This is a genomic window from Pseudoalteromonas luteoviolacea DSM 6061 (genome assembly GCF_001625655.1).
Taxonomy (GTDB): Bacteria; Pseudomonadota; Gammaproteobacteria; order Enterobacterales; family Alteromonadaceae; genus Pseudoalteromonas; species Pseudoalteromonas luteoviolacea.
This window is the reverse complement of record NZ_AUYB01000125.1, coordinates 123,841-145,066: the sequence shown is the minus strand read 5'-3', so window position 1 is coordinate 145,066 and position 21,226 is coordinate 123,841. Positions and strand designations below refer to the sequence as shown.

The window sequence follows — 21,226 nt, the reverse complement described above, 5'->3', positions numbered from 1 at the left end:
AAATCCCTATCTCTCCGCCATATTAAAGGCCAAGCTAGAATATAGCTTGGCCTTTTCTTTGTTCGCTATATCGTTAAAAAATACAAAGCTAATTTGCGCATTACTACAGCCATGGCCTGAGATCACCTATGACTATTTATAACGTTATTGTGCTTAGAGCGACTAAAGTCTCATTGACCCAAAACTACTTTGCTCAAAAACTTAATCATGACTTAATTTTGTAAGGTGTTTGAAATGAAGAATGTGGCTACAGCGATAGGGGTCTCAATGCTTTCCCCAGTTATTGTCGGAAGTCTTTTGGGCATGTACTTCGTATTTGTATATGGTGATGGAGAGTTATTTTGGCAGTTACTGACTACCGCAATAGCAAACGCTCATATAGTAGGTATTTCAATGGCTGTTTGTGTATTGCCAACATACCATTTCTTATATAAGCGGAATAAAGTGACCTATTCAGCCGTTATGACAACAGCAATGATTGGTGGAGCCGTATTGACTTACTTATTTTCGGTGAGCGGCGGGCCAATTATTATTGCCAATTCAATTATGTGCTCTTTAGGCGCAGCCCTGTTTTTATACAGTTTAAGAAGACATAGTGCTTCTTAATGTGCGTTAATTGTACAGATAACTGCTGATTAATCGCAAATTCTTACTTTTTCATAGTAAAAGGTTTCATTTGTTAGCGTGAAAGAGTACCTTTACTCCTTATATGTAAGAATGTTCAGTATCAAGAATGCAAAAGCAAAAATTTTATGATTTGTTAAATCAACAGGCCCAAGGATTGATTGACGGTGAAAGTAACTTTATTGCCAATATGGCTAATTTGAGTGCACTTTTATTCACTAATATGGATGACATCAATTGGGCTGGTTTTTACCTAATGGACACAGAACAAGAACTTGTCCTTGGTCCTTTTCAAGGCAATCCAGCTTGTATTCGTATTCCTGTTGGTAAGGGGGTGTGCGGTACAGCAGCTTCCGAATTGAAAACTCAACTTGTAAAAGACGTACACGCTTTCGAAGGTCACATCGCATGTGATGCGGCTTCGAATTCAGAAATCGTAATTCCGGTGTACAAACAAGGAAAAATTTTTGCGGTTCTAGACATAGATAGCCCGAGTTTGGCAAGGTTTGATGAACAAGATAAAATGGGGCTCGAGGCCATTGTGAAAAGCTTCGAGGAAACACTTTAAATGAAAGATATGCTTAATGTACAAGACTACCTGTTTTCTACTTTCGACGTCGGCGACTGGGAAGGTGATGAAGAGCAAGTTGCAGAAACGCTTAATGAGTTGATCCATTTTGCGTGGGAAAAATTACCAGAAGATCTTGGAAGTGAGCAAATCGACCACATTATTAATGGTATTTGGGAACATCTACGCGGTGATATGGCACTCATAGATACTGAGTTAGATGAACTCTTAGACTGGGTTACACACTACATAAATTCATCATTAGATGAGAGTATTTAAATAGGTTTAGACATGGAAACCACAAACAAGCTAAAAGATATTAATGAGGTATTGGAGTTTTTATACTCTGAGTTTCCTCAGTGTTTCAAACAAAAGGATGGAATTAAGCCGCTTAAAGTCGGTATCTTCAAAGATATTGCTGAGAAGATAGAAGGCTCTGAGAAGGTCAGTAAAACTCAAGTAAGGCAAGCTTTGAGAAAATATACTTCAAGCTGGCGTTACTTAGAAGCTGTGACCAAGAATGAATTCCGCGTGGATTTAGAAGGTGCTCAAGCTGAAAAAGTAGAACAAGAACATGTTGAGCATGCTCAAAAAGCTCTTGAAGAAAGCCGTGCTAAAATGGCTAAGCGCAAGAAGCAGCAAAGACCTCGCAATGACGGTGACACAAAATCTTACAAATCAAAAGGTCCAGGTCACCCTCGACATGCAAATAAAAAGGCTAAAGTTAACAATAATAAAAAGCCTGCACCTCAACAACAACGTAGAAGTTCAGGAAAAGTTGAACCTCTTCCTGCAAATGAGGTCAAGGTAAATAACAAAGTTAAAGTTAAACTTGGCCAAGCGCTAGTAAACGCAACGATTACTGAAGTAAATAAAGACGAAGTACACGTTGAGCTTGTTACTGGTATGCAGGTTAAGACTAAGGCAGATAGCCTATTTATTTTATAAGGAGTAGTGTATGAGTAAGAATTTACCACTCATCGGGGCAGTTGCACTGTTTGTTTCCAGCGCTTGTTTGGCATCAAATGGAGCTGTAACAGATAAAGATATACCTGTGCTTAAACCTGAAATACAGCACGCAACCGCTACAAAGAGAGTGACAAGTAAATTTACTCGTGAACACTACAAGCGTTTCAAACTAAATGAGACTCTTTCTGAAGAAATATTTGACCGATTTGTTGAAAATATTGATTACAATAAATCACTGTTTTTACAGTCAGAAGTCGATGCGTTTGAGCGTCATAAGGCAAAGTTTGACGAGGCACTCGTCAGTGGTAAGTTGAACTTTGCCTTTGAAATGTTTAATGAAAGCATGAAGAGACGATTTGAACGTTTTGAATATGCAATTTCATTACTTGATAGTGAAATGAAATTCGACAAACCAGACGAATTTTACTTCGATCGCGAAGAAGCAAGCTTCGCTAAGACCCAAGCCGAGTTAGATGAGTTTTGGAGACAAAGAGTTAAGTCTGATGCACTTAGACTGAAGCTAACAGGTAAAGATTGGGCAGGAATAAAAGAAGTTTTAACTAAACGTTATAAAAATGCGCAAAAACGATTAGTTCAGACGAACAGTGAAGACGCATTTCAAATTGTAATGAATGCGTTTGCTCGTAGTATTGAAGCTCATACATCTTATTTGTCTCCGCGCAGAGCTGAGCAGTTTAAGATGGATATGGAACTAGAGCTTGAAGGCATTGGTGCAGTGTTAGGGTATGACGAGGACTATACCGTCATTCGCAGCTTAGTACCTGGTGGTCCTGCTGATAAATCAGAAAAAATCAAAGCTGACGATAAAATTATCGGTGTCGCTCAAGACGGCGAAGAGTTTGTTGACGTAATTGGTTGGCGCTTAGACGATGTTGTTGATTTAATTAAAGGCCCAAAGGGTACCAAAGTAAGTTTACAGTACTTAAAGGGCAGTGATTCTCACGGAACACCTAAAGTAGTTGAGATTATTCGAGATAAGATCAGGCTTGAAGATCGCGCTGCCAAATCTTCTGTATTTGAAGCGAGCTACTCTACTTTGACCAGTAAAATAGGTGTTATTGAAATACCAAGCTTTTACAACAACTTATCAAAAGATGTCCTCAAAGAGATTGAAAAGCTGAAAGCTGAAAAAGTCGACGGCATTATTGTAGACTTGCGCCAAAATGGCGGAGGTTCGTTACACGAGGCAAGAAATCTAACTGGATTGTTTATCGATAAAGGCCCCGTTGTACAGATCCACACAGCAAACAATCGAGTGGATATTTTGAAGGACCTAGACGGCGTAACCTATTACGATGGTCCGTTAACTGTTTTAGTCGACCGTTACAGCGCCTCTGCATCTGAGATATTCGCAGCTGCGATGCAAGATTACGGAAGGGGTGTCGTAATTGGTGAACAAACTTTTGGTAAAGGTACTGTTCAGCAACACCGAGGCCTCAGAAAGACCTACGATTTGTTTGACAACCCAATAGGCAGTATCACTTATACTATTGCCAAATTTTATCGAATTGATGGTGGAAGCACGCAAAATAAAGGTGTGATCCCAGATATTCTATTACCTTCATTTATTAATCCTGAAGATTGGGGTGAAAGCCAAGAAGATAATGCTTTGCCATGGGATAGTATTGTTAAGGCGCAATATAGAGCAGTAGAGGATTTAGCGCCTAAAATTAATTATTTGAATGAGATGCATGCGAAGCGTGTTAAATCAGAACCTGAATTTGCGTATGTGATGAGCGATATTGCGCGATATAAAGAACAAGAGAATGAAGTCTCTATTTCACTTGTAGAAGCAGAGCGCAAAAAAGAGCGCGAAGAAAGAGATGCGCGTTCTTTAGACAGAACGAACGAGAGATTAGCGCGACTAGGCTTAGAAAAGATTGAATCGCTGGATGATGTGCCAGATGTGATTTCAGATCTAGACCCATACTTAGAAGAGGCTGCACTCATTACACAAGATGTGATTAACTACGGTAGATTGGTTAAAAACAATATCAAATAATAACTGCAAATTTTTGCAATACTAAAAGGGCGCTTAGGCGCCTTTTTTCGTTACTAGTGTGTACAAATTTGTTATCATCGCCAGTCGCAACAAGACAACATTGACTAGTTTTATCAATCCGTATTAATAATTGGGACCAAATTTCGCGTTTCGAAATCAATTGCTGCATAGCGGTAACTGGTTAGAGTTTATCGCGTAACCATGAGTATTGTTAAACCGGATTGGTATAAGAATCGTGCTCTGCACCTAGTCGAATAATAATACGCACCTGCTTAGAGTGCGAGGGGTACAGTGATTTGAAACAACCAAAAACGGCATCTTCATGGGATGCATTCATACCAATTATCGTATTAGTTAGTTTACTCGGTGCCGCGGTGTACTTATATGGCGATAGCTCTTCGTCAGGTCCAAACCAGATTGCACTGCTATTCGCTACTTTCACAGCAGCACTTATTGGCCTTAAAAATGGTTTTACTTGGAAAACGCTCGAAGAGGCGATGATCAAAGGTATCACGATATCATTGGGTGCAATCTTGATCTTACTCATGGTTGGTGCACTTATCGGGACCTGGTTGTTGTCAGGGACAGTACCAACACTGATTTATTACGGTTTGCAAATTATCAATCCATCTTGGTTTTATGCTGCTAGTTGTTTGATATGTGGCATAGTTGCAATGAGCATAGGGAGTTCTTGGACAACGGCCGCTACCATAGGTGTTGCTTTACTTGGCGTTGCCAATGGCTTAGGGCTAGATCCTGTCGTTACAGCCGGTGCTGTTATTTCAGGAGCATATTTTGGCGACAAACTAAGTCCACTTTCGGAAACTACGAATTTAGCCCCAGCTGTGGCAGGCAGTGATTTATTTGACCATATTCAGCATATGCTTTGGACTACCGTACCAAGCTTTGTAATTGCACTGATTATTTTTATCGTGATGGGTTTTAATGCTGACGTAGCAAGTGACGCGGGTAAAATCGATGCGATAAGCGCTATCTTGCAAAACAATTTCAACATTAACATCTTTATGTTGGTACCACTTGCCATACTTCTAGGGCTAGCTATTAAAAAAATGCCGGCATTTCCTGCAATTTCTATTGGAGCAGTTGTAGGAGCTGTGTGGGCCCTATTATACCAGGGCGATCTAATTGCAAGTCAGCTGGACGATAGTCAAGGTCAATTAGTTGGACAGTTCAAACTCATTTGGGCAACCTTTTTTGACGGTTTCAGTGTTCAAACTGGAGATGCAAAAATGGATGACCTCCTCAGTGGTGGTGGTATGTCCAGTATGTTGACTACAACATGGTTGATCATGACCGCATTAATGTTTGGTGCGATTATGGAAAAAACAGGCCTATTAGAAGTCTTTGTGCGTAGTATCCTCAAAATAGCAAAAAGTACAGGTTCTCTAATCGCTTCAACAATTGCAACGTGTTTTGGAACTAACTTAGTCGCCGCTGATCAATATATTGCTATTGTCGTACCGGGCAGAATGTTTAAAGAAGAGTACAAAAAGCGTGGCCTACAAAGTGTCAACTTGTCACGTACACTCGAAGACGGTGGCACAATTACTAGTCCACTTATTCCTTGGAACACTTGCGGTGCTTACATGCAGAGTGTGTTGCTTATTAACCCTCTTGACTATGCGGTTTACGCATTTTTCAATTTAATAAATCCGCTCTTGGCGATTATATATGGCTACTTAGGTGTCAAAGTATTACGCCTAAAACCAAAAGAGCAAGAGTAAATTAAAAGCCCCACTTCGGTGGGGTATTTTTTTAGTTTAAACCGTTACTTAAGTGGTCTAAACTTGTTTACATGCAACTCAACCCTAATTTAAAATTACTAAATCCTGTCCAATAATATAATTAAGTAGCAATATCTGGTCTCAGGGTTTGCAGCTCTTCGGCGTAAACGGGTTTCAACCTAGTTGAACAGATGTGGGACTGAAATTACTTCGCCTAAGTCTGCTGATGTTATGAAGGAATTTAAATGACGCATAAACCACAAGCAAAATTTTTGAAAGATTACCAACCGCCAAGCCACCAAGTTGATCATATCGACTTGAAGTTTGATTTGTCTCCTCAAAAGACGGTTGTTACTGCCAACTATCGTTTAACTGCAAAAAACCAAACAAGTACTGTAGTGCTTGATGGAGTGGAGCTAAAGCTACTTTCTCTAAAGGTTAATGGTGAAGTTCATACCGACTACCAAGTAACGGATACACAGCTTAAGATCAATGATATCCCAGATACATTTGAGTTAGAGGTTCAAACGGAGATTGCTCCTGAGTTAAACACTTCTCTTGAAGGGCTATACCTCTCCGATGGCGCGTATTGTACGCAATGCGAAGCCGAAGGCTTCAGAAAAATCACCTACTTTTTTGACAGGCCGGATGTATTAGCCACATACACAGTTACTGTGATTGGTGATAGTAGTCTTCCATATTTATTGTCAAACGGTAATAAGGTAGACAGCGGACAACTTGAAAATGGCAAGCATTTTGTAACTTGGGAAGATCCTTTCAAAAAGCCTTCTTATCTATTTGCACTTGTTGCTGGCGAGTTTGATTTACTTGAAGACGGCTTTAAAACTAAAAGTGGCAGAGATGTCAAACTACAAATTTTCGTAGACAAAGGCAACCTATCAAAAGCGCCTCATGCAATGGAATCACTCAAAAAGGCGATGAAATGGGATGAAGAGCGGTTTGATCTTGAGTATGACCTTGATATATACATGATTGTTGCTGTTGACTTTTTCAATATGGGCGCAATGGAGAATAAAGGCTTAAATGTATTTAACAGTGCTTGTGTATTAGCGAATCAAGAAACTGCAACGGACAGAGACTACCACATCATTGAGTCTATAGTTGGCCATGAGTATTTTCACAATTGGACTGGTAATCGAGTAACTTGTCGAGATTGGTTCCAGCTTAGTTTAAAAGAGGGACTGACGGTATTTAGAGATCAGGAATTCAGTAGTGATTTGGGTTCGAGAGCGTTAAATCGTATTGATGCAGTGAATGCGATAAAAACCCACCAATTTGCAGAAGACGCAGGTCCAATGGCGCATCCTATTCGCCCTGAAAAAGTAATAGAAATGAATAATTTCTATACTGTGACCGTATACAATAAAGGCGCTGAAGTTATTCGCATGATGCATACTCTACTGGGTGAGCAAGGCTTTCAAAAAGGTATGCAGCTGTATTTCGATCGCCATGATGGACAAGCTGTAACTTGCGATGACTTTGTCAATGCTATGGCGGATGCGACAGGCACTGATTTAAGCCAGTTCAAATTGTGGTATAGCCAATCTGGTACACCAAAGCTTAAGGTCACAACGCAATATAATGTCGACCAGAAGCAATTTCAAATTGAGATTGAGCAATTGCACGCTGCACAGGATCCTGTTCAATTACCTCTGCATATACCAATTGCAATTGAGCTACTTGACGCGGACGGAGAGCGAGTTGAAGTTACGCACCCAGAAATGCGTGATGGTCGCGTAATTGAGCTTAAAGATGTTAAGCAACGTTTTGTGTTTGAGCAAATTAATGAAGCGCCGATACCAGTACTACTTGAGGACTTCTCAGCGCCTTGCACACTAGAATTCGACTACACAACTACTCAGTTGTGCCACATATCAAAGTTTGCGTCTAGCGACTACGTACGTTGGGAAGCTCTTCAGCAGCTTTATACGCAGCAAATTAGAGCACATGTTGAATCTGGTGCTGATAAATTTGAAATCTCTTCTGATTTGTCAGAAGTGTTGAAAAATCTATTTGAGAATAAGCCCGAAGACTTGGCTATTTTAGCTGAGTATATAACAGTTCCAAACTTTGACTCGTTGTCAGCAAGTTATGAACAGGTGCCAGTTGAGGCACTCTGCAAAGCCATTGACAGCCTAGAGCTCCAAATCGCACAGATACTAAAAGTTCATTTAACTGCGTTTTACTTTGGGACACAAGATAGTGGTAGCATCAGTGCAGGTGATGTCGCGATTAGGGCATTGAAAAACAAAAGTTTGTACTATCTGGCCCTGATAGATGAAGATGTTTCTGAAGCGCTTGGCAAACAAGCAGACTCTACCAATATGACTTATAAGCTAGGTGCGTTGAGAAGTGCAATTAATGCCAATCACAATCTTGCTGATGAACTTATGAGTAACTTTGATAAGCAGTGGAATCACGACCTATTGGTAATGGATAAATGGTTCGCGTTACAAGCGTCTAATAAATCAGACACATGTATCGATACAATTTTGTCACTGTTTGATCATCCTTGCTTTGATAAATCGAACCCTAATCGTGTCAGAGCATTAGTGGGTACATTTGCTAGAGCGAATCCAAAACAATTTCATCGTGAGGATGGAACGGGTTATAAGCTGTTGGCAGATCTGATTAGTGAGTTAAATCAACCGAACCCTCAAAATGCCTCTAGAATTATCACGCCATTTTTATCATTCAAACGGTTTGATGAGCAGAGACAAAGTTTAATGAGAGCTCAATTAGAAAGGCTTTCGCGTATTGAAAACTTGAGTGATGATCTATTCGAAAAAATCGATAAAGCACTGAATTTATAGATGCAAGAATATTACTTTTTTTTACGGCTAACCCACGAACAGTGCTTAGCCTATTACGAAGGTGGCATAGAATCAATACAGGTTGTTGAAGATGGAGGAAAGCGAATCCGTTTTCCTGCTGAACATATAAGACGATTTGTATCAGCCATTGGAGTAAGTGGCCGATTTAGACTGCAATTAGACGAAAATAATCGTTTTATTGCTCTAGAAAAGGTCAATTAGCATACACAATGTCGTTGTGAGATAAACTATTTTTGTTAATTCGGTTTGTTTTAAACTTAAATTACGTGTTATAACTATTCTGGTAAGACGTCTTACCAAGGTTAAAAGACGGGCTAAAAAGTTAAAAATGCACCGAACGAACGCGTAAAATTTGTAATTTTCAATTTTCGCTTCTATCGTTACGACAACAAAAAACAATAACTTGATTAGATTTACCCGCCACAAGGGGGAGAAATAATGATAAAAAAAGCGCGCTTTACTAAGAACAAGATTATGCTTGGGCTTGGAGCAGCCATTTTTGGAACAGTTGGTATGCCAGTGCACGCTGCCAACTTTCAAGTCGGTGATTTTGAAATAACATTCGACTCAACATTTTCATATGGTCAGAGCATTCGTGTAGAAGACAGAGACTTTAACATCATAGGTAAGAGTAACCATCCACGCTTTGACTGGACCGGCTATAACGCATCTACGGGCAATACGCTTTACTCTTCTTCTCAAGTTTGGTCTCAACCAGGTGCATACTCGAATAATGGCGATGCAGGTAACTTAAACTTTGACTCGGGTGATACATTTTCTCAGTTGCTAAAAGGCACTCATGAATTTGCGATTACTCATGACAATTACGGTTTCTTCTCTCGCTTTATGTATTTCTATGACTTTGCAATGGAAGATGGTGACTTTGCGTATCGCAACCCTGTATCTGGGAAGTCAGTAGATCCATGTGATGACGACGAGACAAAAGAGCAAGTTTGTTCGGACATACGTTTGCTTGACGCTTTTGTGTGGGCTGACTTTGATTTAAACGGTGGTAATAATCCACTTTCAATCCGTTTAGGTCAGCAAGTTATTAACTGGGGTGAAAGTACTTTAATTTCTCATGGTATCAACGTTAATCCTGTTGATATCGACAGATTGAGAGCGCCTGGTTCTGAATTAAAAGAAGCATTTATTCCAGTAGGAATGCTTTGGGCTTCATTGGGTATCACAGAGAATATTACGCTAGAGGCATTTTATCAGTACGAGTGGCAGGAAACGCGCTTACCACCTTCAGGTAGTTATTTTTCTACTAATGACTTTGCTTCCTCTAATGGTTACGGACAAAACGTACAGTTAGGCTTTACATCTAATCCCGATGTAGATCTACACCATTTAACGGATGCATTGAATAGCTTGCAAGCAAATTGGATTGGCGCATTATCTGCGCAAGGTCTAGATGTAACAGATCAAAATGTTTTACAAAGCGCTGAGGCTTTGCAAATGCTATCATCAATGTACCTAGCTTATCCAACGCGCGTTGCGTTAAAAGGCAAGGGTGATGCGGGCAAAACAGATGCTGATGATGGCGGCCAGTTCGGTATTCGACTTGGAATGTTTATTCCAGAGCTTAACGATACTGAAATTGCGCTTTACCACATTAACTATCATAGCCGCAGACCGCTTATCTCAGGTAAAGCGTCGAACTTCACTCAACAAGCAATTCAAAGTGATATTCAGTTCATTACTAACAATCAAGTAACTGAAGACAACATTACTCAACTTAATGCGTTTACTCAGGCAGTACTGGTTTACCCAGAAGATATTAAGCTATACGGTTTGAGTTTTAATACTGCGATTGGCGAGACTGCATTCTCTGGTGAGTTTGCATACCGTCAAGATGAACCTTTGCAAATTGACGATGTTGAATTGTTATATGCTGGTATGGTTGAGCAATTGGCTGCAGCGGGTATTCGTGATGATTTTGCAGGCTTCTCTCAATTAAGCCAAGGTAATGATGTCGCATATGTAAACCCAGGTGAGGTTGCTCAAGGTTATGTATTGAAAGACACGTTACAAGCACAGTTTACTGCTACGCATTTATTTGGACCATCACTTGGTGCTGATAGCTGGGCGGTTGTTGGTGAAGTAGGTGCGGTAACTATCAAAGATATGCCTTCATATGACGAGTTGCGTTTAAACGTTGCTGGTACAGGCCGTAGTGGCACGATAGAGGGTATTGAAGGTCGCAACTACGACCTTATCCATCAGGCGGTTTCTAATGGTCCTGAAACAAACCCATTCCCTACAGCATCATCATGGGGTTATCGTTTAATCGCGAAAGGTGAGTATAACAACTTATTCTCAGGTGTGAACTTTTCACCACGTATCGTATTTTCTCACGATGTGAATGGTACGACACCAGACCCAATGTATTTATTTGTTGAAGACCGTAAATCAATGGGTGTTACACTCAACTTTAGTTATCAAAATGCATGGTCGTTTGACCTAGGTTATAACACCTTCTGGGATGGTGGTGCGACAAACACCTTCTCTGACCGTGATTTTGTATCATTTAATATTAAGTACTCAATTTAAGGGCTTTCGTTATGTTTAGAAAACCTACTATTTTAGCAGCATCAATAATGACAATAATGGCTGCGCCTATTGCTGTCGCGAAAATGACAGCGGAAGAAGTTGCTCGCTTAGGTAATGACCTGTCGCCAATTGGCGCAGAAATAGCTGGCAATGCTGACGGCTCTATTCCTGCTTGGACAGGTGGTATTACAAAGCCACCAGCAAACTTTAAACCTGGTATGCATCACCCTGATCCGTTTGCAGATGACAAAGTTCTTTTTACTATTGATAAAAATAACTTAGATAAATACAAAGACAATCTCAGCCCAGGTCAAATTGCGTTATTTGAAACGTACCCAGATACGTTTAAAATGAATGTTTACCCAACGCGTAGAAGTGCGGCTTACCCTCAATTTGTATATGACGCCACTAAAAAATACGCATCTACTGCTGAGTTGATTGAAGGTGGTAACGGGATTAAAAATACTGCGATTGGTATTCCTTTCCCAATTCCAAAAAATGGTCTTGAAGCGATTTGGAATCACCTTCTAAGATATCGCGGGTTGTCTATTGCACGTAACGGTGGACAAGCGATGCCAACTGCATCTGGCTCTTATAACATCATCGGCTTTGATGAAAAGCTACTTGTAAAATATTCAGATCCAAATGCAACGCCAGAAGAGTTACAAAAATCGAACGTATTGTTTAAGTTTAAACAAAAAGTGACAGAGCCAGCACGCTTGGCAGGTACTGCTCTACTAGTACATGAGACAATGGATCAAATTTTGACTCCACGTCAAGCTTGGACATATAACACTGGTCAGCGTCGTGTTCGTCGAGCACCAAATGTTGCATATGATGCGCCTGGAACAGCGTCTGACAGCTTGCGTACAACAGATGACTTCGACATGTTTAACGGCTCTCCAAACCGTTACAACTGGACGTTGAAGGGCAAAAAAGAAATGTACATTCCTTATAACAGCTATAAGTTGCACAGTGACTCGCTTAAATACGATGATATTTTGAAAGCTGGTCATATTAATCCTGAACATGTTCGTTATGAAAAACACCGCGTATGGGTTGTTGAAGCCAACTTAAAAGAAGGTACTCGTCACATTTACAAGAAGCGCGTATTCTTCATTGATGAGGATAGCTGGCAGATCCATGTAGCTGATCTTTATGACAACAGAGACCAAATGTATCGTGTTGCAATGGCGCATGGTATTAACTATTACGATGTACCAACTCATTGGAGTACTTTAGACGTGTATCATGATCTAAACTCTCGCCGTTACCTAGCGATTGGTTTAGACAACGAAGAAGAAATGTACGACTTCACACAGTCTTTCCAAGACAACGAGTTTACTCAAAGTGCATTGCGTCGCGAGGGAAGACGTTAATCAACGTCTTTCAGGATCAATTAATTTGATCTATCAAGTTTATACCACCAAGACTGAGCAGCAGCCTGCTCAGTCTTATCCCTCCAAGTCATTCACGACTTTTTTATTTGAGAATTCATAATGATTAAGAAGTTAATTGCAACCTCGCTTGCAGTTCTCGTTATGCAAAGTGAAGCCGTAGGTGGCGCTGCCGAAGCGCTTATCGTTGCGCATCCAGAAACAACTTTACTAACTGATATCACTCACAGCGGTGAAAATATAGTAGCGGTAGGTAAACATGGCAGCATAGTCATAAGTAAAGATGGTAAAAGTTGGCAACAGGCTAATGTGCCAATTCAGTCTTTACTCACGGCTGTAGACTTCAGCTCTCCCCAAGTTGGGTGGGCATGTGGTCATGACGCATCGATTTTAAATACTAGGGACGGCGGCCACACTTGGCAGGTACAGCAATACCTACCAAAAGTAGAAAAACCTTGTCTAGATATTGAGTTTGTAGATGAAAACATAGGGTTTGCAATTGGGGCCTATGGCATGATGTACCAAACCAGTAACGGCGGAGAGACATGGAATAAACGCTTTTTAAATGAGTTTGTGCATCCAGATGATGTCGAATATCTAGAAGAATTAAAACAAGATGATCCTCTGGCTTACGAGGAAGAAACCCAATTTATCTTACCTCACTTTAATCGCATGGCCATCTCAGGTGAGACAATTTACCTTGCAGGTGAAATGGGCCTTTTTGCTGTCAGCGAGGACTTAGGTGCGACATGGCGACGTTTTGAAGAATTTTACTCAGGCTCTTTTTTCGCAGTTAGCAAACACAATGACCGTCTTCTTGTTGCTGGCTTGAGAGGAAATGCATTTTCTTCGACACTAAGCAATGACCAATTTTCCAAAATCGCAGTTGAAAAAGCAGCGACGATCAACAGCATTGTAAACTATAAAAATAAACAACTGATGTTAGCTAACAGTGGTTTTATTTTCACAGTTGAAGATGACAAAGTGACGACAACACAGTTACAAAATGGTAAATCCATCATGGCTGGCGTAGTTCATGACAATAAATTAGTGCTCGCAACAGAGCAGGGTATCCAGATAGTCGAGGTTGATCACTAATGCAGTCAATTCTAAATCAACTTGTTTACGTTGTATTTCGTCATCGCTTTGTGATGATTGCGCTATTTGCACTGACAACTGTACTGTTAGGCTTTAAATCGACTCAAATTCAGCTGGACGCGTCGTTTAATAAAAATATTCCACTAAATCACGATTACATGAAGGTATACCTGAAGCACGAAAAGCAGTTTGGGGGAGCGAATAGCATCCTAATTTCTGTCTGTGATGCCGATGGTGACATATTCAACCCCGAGTTTTTCACACAGTTAAAAGCGGTGCATGATCAACTCTATTTTATACCTGGCGTTAATAGACCTTTGGTAAATTCGATTTTTGCGCCAAGTGCTCGATTTGTAGAAGTGGTTGAAGACGGTTTTGCTGGCGGTCCAATTATCCCTGCAAACTTTACAGCGGATGAAACGGGTCTCGCGGTTGTAAAGCAAAATATTGAAAAGGCAAAAGTTGTTGGGCGAATGATTGCCAGTGACTATTCTTGTGCGATGGTGTCAGCTCAGTTGATGGAGACGGATCCTCAGACGCAGGAGAAGCTAGATACTTTGGCATTTGCTAAAAAACTTGAATCAGAAATCCGTGAGCCACTGAGTACAGATAAAGTCTCTATTCATATCATCGGTTTTGCAAAAATGGCCGGTGATATTGCTGATGGTGCGAAAGATGTTGTGCTGTTCTTTGCAATAGCAATATTGTTTACCTTCATAATGGTTTGGCTATTCTGTAAGAGTTTTAAACTTACTCTGTTGCCAATTGCATGTTCGTTAATAGCAGTAGTTTGGCAGTTAGGTTTGCTATCTGTTTTGGGTTTTGGTCTTGACCCAATGTCAATTTTGGTGCCTTTCTTGGTCTTTGCTATTGGCGTGAGCCATGGTGTACAAATGATTAATGCCATTGGCAAGAAAGTCTCTGAAGGTGTAAGCAGCAAAGTGGCGGCGGAAGCTAGCTTCAAAGCACTGCTAATTCCAGGCGGGATTGCATTGCTTTCTGATACGATTGGTTTTATGACATTGCTAGCGATAGACATAGGTATTATTCGAGAGCTTGCAATCACGGCGAGTTTAGGTGTCGCTGTCATTATCTTTACTAACTTAATCTTACTCCCAGTTTTGGCTTCTTATTATACCTCTTCAAAAATAAGCCGTGTTGATGACGGTGCATCATCAGCGAATAATGTATTTACCAACCTGAGAGAGAGCTTAGTACTTGCGACTGACAAGCGCTATGCTGCGTTGATCCTCATCACTTCTGCGGCACTATTTGCATTCGGCTATTGGCAGTCTAAAGATATGCGAATAGGGGACCTGCATGCTGGTGCACCCGCACTACATCAAGATGCGAGATACAACCTAGACACATTCTTGATCTCTGACCGCTATGAAATATCGTCAGACATTTTAAAAGTGCTAGTCGAGGCTTATCCCGCCGCCTGTACGGAGCACGATACAATGGATCGAATTAGTCGTTTCCAGTGGCGTGTTGAAAACTTAGATGGAGTGCAGTCAGCAGTGTCCCTGAGTTCGGTGGCGCAAGCTGTTAATGCAGGGTACAACGAAGGTAACCTAAAGTGGCAAACATTACCAAGAAATGGCGCCTCTCTTGTTCAAGCAACTTCACGTGTTGAAACAAGTACGGGTCTGTTAAATGGCGACTGTTCTGTAATGCCAATTATCATTTTCATGGATGACCACAAAGCAGAAACGATAGACCACGTTGTTGCACAGATTAAACTATTCGCCAAAGAAGAGGGGACAGATAGAGTCAGTTTCGAGCTAGCATCGGGCCCGATTGGCGTAATGGCTGCAACCAATGAATCAGTAGCCGCTGCACAATTGCCAATGATGATCTATGTTTATGGAGCAGTGATCATTTTGTGCTTAATTAGCTTTAGAAGTATCAGAGCAACCATAGCTGTAGTATTGCCATTGTATATTGTGTCAACTTTGGCTCAAGCACTGATGGTGAAATTGGAAATTGGCTTAACAGTATCAACGTTACCTGTAATTGCACTGGGTGTGGGAATTGGGGTTGACTACGGTATATATATCTTGTCTTCAATGATGAACCAGTTGAAACAAGGGGTGCCATTAAGCAGTGCATATCGTAATGCTTTAGCTGAGCGGGGCAGTGCTGTTTTGTTCACGGGGATTACGTTAGCGATTGGTGTGAGTACTTGGATTTTCTCTGCATTAAAGTTCCAAGTTGATATGGGTATCTTGCTTACCTTCATGTTCCTTGTGAATATGCTGGGTGCTGTACTGTTATTACCTGCGATAGGGACTTTTATCTGGCCAGACCAGAAAAAAAAGTGTGAATAATTGTGCTCTTAAATGGCCTTAATTGGCCATTTATATCTACAATTTGTGAATATATGACCAACTGGCTGAAAAGCCTCAAATGTTTTTGTCAAAAAAGCTTTTTATTAGCGCCAGAAAGGTTAAAATCCTCTGGACTCCACGCTAATAATTGGCTGTACAAATAATCTACCGTTCAAAGGTGGTATAGATTAAGGAACACATAATGACACAAAGTGAAGGTCCAGCATCGGTTATCCTTGATAACGTTTGCAAGTTGATCCATAAAAAAGTTCATGCCGATAACGTGTCGCTCGTTGAAACATTTGCCAAAGCCTTGTACAGCAACATGTCTAAAGAGGACTTGGCACATCGTAACGACAGTGACCTCTACGGTGCTGCTTTGAGTTTGTGGAATTCTTTAGAAAAGAATACCTCAGACGATGCAGTAATCCGTGTATTCAACCCTGAAGTTGCAAAAGATGGCTGGCAATCGTCACATACGATTGTTGAAATCATTTCTAATGATATGCCGTTTTTGGTTGATTCAGTGCGAATGGCACTTAGCCGTAAGAATATTGCATCGCATTTGCTTTTACACTGCCCTCTCAAAATCAACCGTGACAAACAAGATAAAATTTCTGCCATTTCAGGTTTGAAAACCGAACAAGAATCTTCCTCTACAAAAACCGTTTTCTTCATTGAAATAGATCGTCAAACTGATGACTCGGTAATTGCTGATTTTACACACGAACTTGAGTCGGTGTTAAAAGACGTATCGGTTGCTGTCGAAGACTGGTTGCTTGTCAGAGACAAGCTTGTATCTGTCGGAGAAGACATTCCAAACCGAAAGCATGATGCTTCAAAAGAAGAACTAAACGAAGCCGTTGAATTCTTAGATTGGCTCGCACGCGATAACTTCACTTTTATGGGCTATCGTCAGTATGACTTAGTACCAGTGCAAGGTGACTATGAGTTAAAACCAGTTGCAGGTTCCAGCCTAGGTTTGATGAAGAACTCTTCTGAAAGCAGCCGTCTACTTTCAGAGTTACCTGAAGTCGCACGTCTTGAAGCGCGTAGTAAGAATTTGCTTATCCTAACAAAGACCAATTCTCAGTCACGCGTACACCGCCCGGCGCATATAGATTATGTCGGAATTAAGCGTTTTGATAGTGAAGGCAATGTAATCGGTGAAGATCGCTTTATTGGCTTATTCTCATCAAGTTTTTACAACAACAGTGCTTCAGACGTTCCTGTTTTAAAAAGCAAAATTGCTCGCATTATGGAGCAGTGTGATTTTGCTAAAGGCACACATGCGTACAAAGCTGTACTAAACATTCTAGAAACTTATCCTCGTGACGAGCTCGTGCAAGCTCGTGAGTCAGAGTTGCTAGATGTCGCTATGGGTGTTTTACAAACCCAAGAACGTGACATGTGTCGCTTATTCATTCGTAGAGATGTATACGGAAGATTCTTCTCATGTATGGTTTATGTACCGCGTGAGCGCTATAACACAGCGCTTCGCCGCGAAACTCAAAAGTTGTTAGGTAATGCATTTGGTTCTAACGAAAAAGTTGAGTTCACCACATTTTTCTCTGAGTCTACACTGGCAAGAACGCATTACATTGTTCGTGTAGCTGACAACAACATTAAGTATAACGTGAAAGAAATCGAAAATAACTTGGTAGAAGCTGCCCGTACTTGGGAAGATAAGCTACAAACTGCTTTACTAGCTAGTGATGGTGAAGCTCGTGGTAACGACTTAAATCGCAAGTACGCGACGGCTTTCCCTAGAGCCTATAAAGACGAAGTCCTACCAAGTGCTGCGGTAGTAGACATTGAGAAGCTTGAAAAGTTAAGCGATGACAACAAACTAGAAATGTTGTTCTACCGTCCTCAAGAAGAAGCAAACTCGCAAATTGTTCGTTTGAGCTTATTCCATAAAGATGAGCCTATTCACTTATCTGATGTCATGCCAATGCTAGAAAATTTTGGCCTGCGCGTTATTGGTGAAACACCGTATGCGATTAAAACAAGTGATGGTCAAATAAACTGGATCATGGACTTCTCAATGCTACTTGATAGCAAAGGTCTAGCTGATTTTGACAAAGTGTCAGCACGTTTCCGTGCCGCGCTTATCAATGTGTGGAATAATCGCCTTGAAAACGATGGCTTCAACCGCCTAGTGTTGAAAGCTGGCTCAACAGGTCGTGAAGCTTCAATCCTACGCGCATACGCTAAGTATATGCGCCAAATTGGTGTTACTTTCTCTCAGTCATATATTGAAAACACTTTCGAGCACTATCCGCGTATTGCCAATCAATTGGTCGAATTGTTCGAGAAGAAATTCTGTCCTCAGAAAAAGGCTGCTCAGAAGACGCTTGATAAGCTAGTTGAGAAAATCTACCACGAGCTTGAAAGTGTTGCTAACTTGGACGATGACCGTATCATTCGTCTTTACGTTGCTATGATTGATGCCACACTACGTACGAACTTCTATCAAAAAGAAGCTGACGGCACTAACAAGTCTTACGTTTCATTTAAGATTCAGCCAAGTGCAATCCCTGAGATGCCATTGCCACTGCCTGCGTTCGAGATTTTTGTTTATTCTCCGCGTATTGAAGGTGTTCACTTACGTGGCGGCAAGGTAGCGCGTGGCGGTTTACGTTGGTCAGACCGCCGTGAAGATTTCCGTACTGAGGTTTTGGGCTTGGTAAAAGCTCAGCAGGTTAAGAATACAGTAATTGTTCCTGTGGGCTCTAAAGGTGGCTTTGTATGTAAGCAGTTGCCAAACGACCGTGAAGGATTCTTCCGCGAAGGTCAAGAGTGCTATAAGATCTTTATACGTGGTCTTCTAGATATCACTGACAATATTATTCATGGCGATATTGTTCCTCCTGTTGACGTAGTTCGTCATGATGAAGACGACCCATATTTGGTTGTTGCGGCGGATAAAGGTACTGCGACATTCTCAGACATTGCAAATGGCATTGCAGACGAGTACAACTTCTGGCTTGGAGACGCATTTGCTTCTGGTGGTTCAATTGGTTATGACCACAAGAAAATGGGTATCACTGCAAAAGGTGCTTGGGAGTCAGTTAAGCGCCACTTCCGTGAAATGGACATCGATTGTCAAACTACTGATTTCACAGCAGTTGCGATTGGAGACATGGCAGGGGATGTATTTGGTAATGGTATGTTGCTTTCTGAGCACACTCGCTTGGTCGCAGCGTTTAACCATATGCACATCTTCATTGATCCAAATCCAGATGCAGCAAGCTCTTATAAAGAACGTGCTCGTATGTTTGAATTGCCACGTTCTTCGTGGGAAGACTATGATGCTAGCTTGATTTCTCAAGGTGGTGGCATTTTCTCTCGTGCGGCTAAGTCGATTACATTGACGCCTGAGATCAAAAAAATGCTTGGCACGAAGAAAGCAAGCATGACGCCAACTGAGCTAATTAAAGCGCTGTTAATGATGCCTGTCGATCTACTTTGGAATGGTGGTATCGGTACATACATTAAAGCGGCGAGCGAAAGTGACGCAGATGTAGGCGATAGAGCAAATGATGCACTTCGTATCAACGGCTCACAGCTAGGTGCTAAAATCTTCGGTGAAGGTGGTAACTTAGGTGCAACGCAACTTGGTCGAATTGAATTTGCAGCAAAAGGCGGCCGTATTAACACTGACTTTATCGATAACGTAGGTGGCGTTGCGTGCTCAGATAACGAAGTAAACATTAAGATTTTACTTAATGGCTTAGTTGCAGAAGGTGACCTAACTAAGAAACAGCGTGACGAATTGCTATATGCAATGACTGACGAAGTATCTGAACTAGTACTTGCTGACTGTTACCGTCAAACTCATACATTGTCTGTCACTAAGTCAAAAGGTCCTGCGACGCTTAAAGAGAAGATCCGCTTCATTCACGCGCTTGAGAAAGAAGGTAAACTTGATAGAAACATCGAGTTCTTACCAAGTGATGAAGAGCTAGCTGAACGCGCAGCTGCAGGTCTTGACTTAACTCGCCCAGAGCTTTCTGTTCTAGTTTCTTATTCAAAGATGGTGCTTAAAGAAACTCTAGTGGTTGATGAAATCACTGAAAATCCTTATTACCGTCAGTTACTAGTAAACTCTTTCCCAGTTCCTCTTCGTGACCGCTTTAACGCGGCAATGGATGAGCACCCGCTGAGAAAAGAGATCATTGCGACTAAGCTAGCGAACAATATCGTTAATGATATGGGCTTGAACTTCATGATCCGTATGCATGAAGAGACTGGCGCAACAGAAGCTGAAATTGCACTTTGTTACTCAATTGCATGTGCGACATTCCAGATGTCAGAAACATGGGCTGAAATCTCATCGCTTGATAATAAGATCCCTTCAGCTGTTCAAACAGAGATGTTGTATCAATTACGTCGTACAGTTCGCCGTGTAACACGTTGGTTCTTACGTCACCGTAATAAAGCAATGACGATTGAGCAAACAATTGAGTTCTTCGCTCCAACATTTGCAGACTTAAGTGCGAATCTAACAACTTATATGGTTGAGGAAGAAAGCTCACGTCTTGCTGAGAAAGTAGCAGAGTTAACTTCAGAAGGTGTTCCAGAAGCATTAGCAAACCGTATCGTGTCGCTATCTAGCTTGTTCTCAGTAATGGATCTTGCGGAAGTTGCAAATAATGCTAAGCGCGATATCTCAGTAGTATCTAACACCTACTTCAAGTTAGGCGCTAATATGGGTCTACACTGGTTCTTAGAGCAAATCACTGCACAACCTGTTGCAAACCACTGGCAAGCACTGGCACGTGCTTCATATCGTGAAGAGCTTGATTGGCAGCAGCGTGCTTTATCTGAAGTGGTACTTAATAGCTTTGAAGGTAACGATGATGATGTCGATACGCTGATTGACCAGTGGATGGATAATCAAGCTTCACTACTTCATCGCTGGCAGCAGATGCTTGCTGAGTTCAAGACATCTCAAAACCATGACTTTGCGAAGTTCTCAGTAGCATTGAGAGAGTTAATGTTACTCAGTCACAACTGTGATACTTCCAAATAAAAATTAAAGCGTTACAATACCCC

Annotated in this window: 13 protein-coding genes; all 13 read left to right on the top strand. The window is 41.2% G+C overall.

Annotated features, from left to right (window positions below; all coding sequences use genetic code 11):
* Positions 1-234: 234 nt before the first annotated feature.
* Positions 235-606 (top strand): hypothetical protein, encoded by a 372-nt coding sequence (locus tag N475_RS18545; protein ID WP_063365772.1) that lies wholly within the window; start codon positions 235-237, stop codon positions 604-606.
* Positions 607-733: 127 nt separating this feature from the next.
* Positions 734-1,192 (top strand): GAF domain-containing protein, encoded by a 459-nt coding sequence (locus tag N475_RS18540; protein WP_063365771.1) that lies wholly within the window; start codon positions 734-736, stop codon positions 1,190-1,192.
* Positions 1,193-1,471 (top strand): hypothetical protein, encoded by a 279-nt coding sequence (locus N475_RS18535; RefSeq protein ID WP_063356000.1) that lies wholly within the window; start codon positions 1,193-1,195, stop codon positions 1,469-1,471. It begins immediately after the preceding gene.
* A 12-nt stretch (positions 1,472-1,483) separates the two neighbouring features.
* Positions 1,484-2,140, top strand: a complete 657-nt coding sequence (gene proQ, locus N475_RS18530) for an RNA chaperone ProQ (RefSeq protein ID WP_063355999.1) — start codon at positions 1,484-1,486, stop codon at positions 2,138-2,140.
* Positions 2,141-2,150: 10 nt separating this feature from the next.
* Positions 2,151-4,184 (top strand): carboxy terminal-processing peptidase, encoded by a 2,034-nt coding sequence (gene prc, locus N475_RS18525; protein ID WP_063365770.1) that lies wholly within the window; start codon positions 2,151-2,153, stop codon positions 4,182-4,184.
* Between the two features lie 296 nt (positions 4,185-4,480).
* Positions 4,481-5,929 carry a Na+/H+ antiporter NhaC gene (gene nhaC / locus N475_RS18520; RefSeq protein ID WP_063365769.1) on the top strand — a complete coding sequence of 483 codons (1,449 nt, stop codon included), beginning with the start codon at positions 4,481-4,483 and terminating at the stop codon, positions 5,927-5,929.
* Positions 5,930-6,174: 245 nt separating this feature from the next.
* Complete coding sequence (gene pepN, locus N475_RS18515; RefSeq protein ID WP_063365768.1) at positions 6,175-8,763, top strand: aminopeptidase N; 2,589 nt, start codon at positions 6,175-6,177, stop codon at positions 8,761-8,763.
* Complete coding sequence (locus N475_RS18510; RefSeq protein ID WP_063355995.1) at positions 8,764-8,985, top strand: DUF2835 domain-containing protein; 222 nt, start codon at positions 8,764-8,766, stop codon at positions 8,983-8,985. It abuts the gene before it with no gap.
* A 237-nt stretch (positions 8,986-9,222) separates the two neighbouring features.
* Positions 9,223-11,340, top strand: coding sequence for a DUF1302 domain-containing protein (locus tag N475_RS18505; protein WP_063365767.1), 2,118 nt, complete (start codon positions 9,223-9,225; stop codon positions 11,338-11,340).
* A gap of 11 nt (positions 11,341-11,351) precedes the next feature.
* Positions 11,352-12,719 carry a DUF1329 domain-containing protein gene (locus N475_RS18500; RefSeq protein WP_063355993.1) on the top strand — a complete coding sequence of 456 codons (1,368 nt, stop codon included), beginning with the start codon at positions 11,352-11,354 and terminating at the stop codon, positions 12,717-12,719.
* A 123-nt stretch (positions 12,720-12,842) separates the two neighbouring features.
* The gene (locus tag N475_RS18495) at positions 12,843-13,835 is read left to right on the top strand and encodes a YCF48-related protein (RefSeq protein WP_063356007.1); all 993 of its coding nucleotides are present in this window, start codon (positions 12,843-12,845) and stop codon (positions 13,833-13,835) included.
* Positions 13,835-16,165, top strand: coding sequence for an efflux RND transporter permease subunit (locus N475_RS18490; RefSeq protein WP_063355992.1), 2,331 nt, complete (start codon positions 13,835-13,837; stop codon positions 16,163-16,165). Before N475_RS18495 ends, N475_RS18490 begins: the two co-directional genes overlap by 1 nt.
* Before the next feature lie 202 nt (positions 16,166-16,367).
* On the top strand, positions 16,368-21,203 hold the full coding sequence (locus tag N475_RS18485; RefSeq protein WP_063365766.1) for an NAD-glutamate dehydrogenase: 4,836 nt from the start codon (positions 16,368-16,370) through the stop codon (positions 21,201-21,203).
* Positions 21,204-21,226 lie beyond the last annotated feature (23 nt).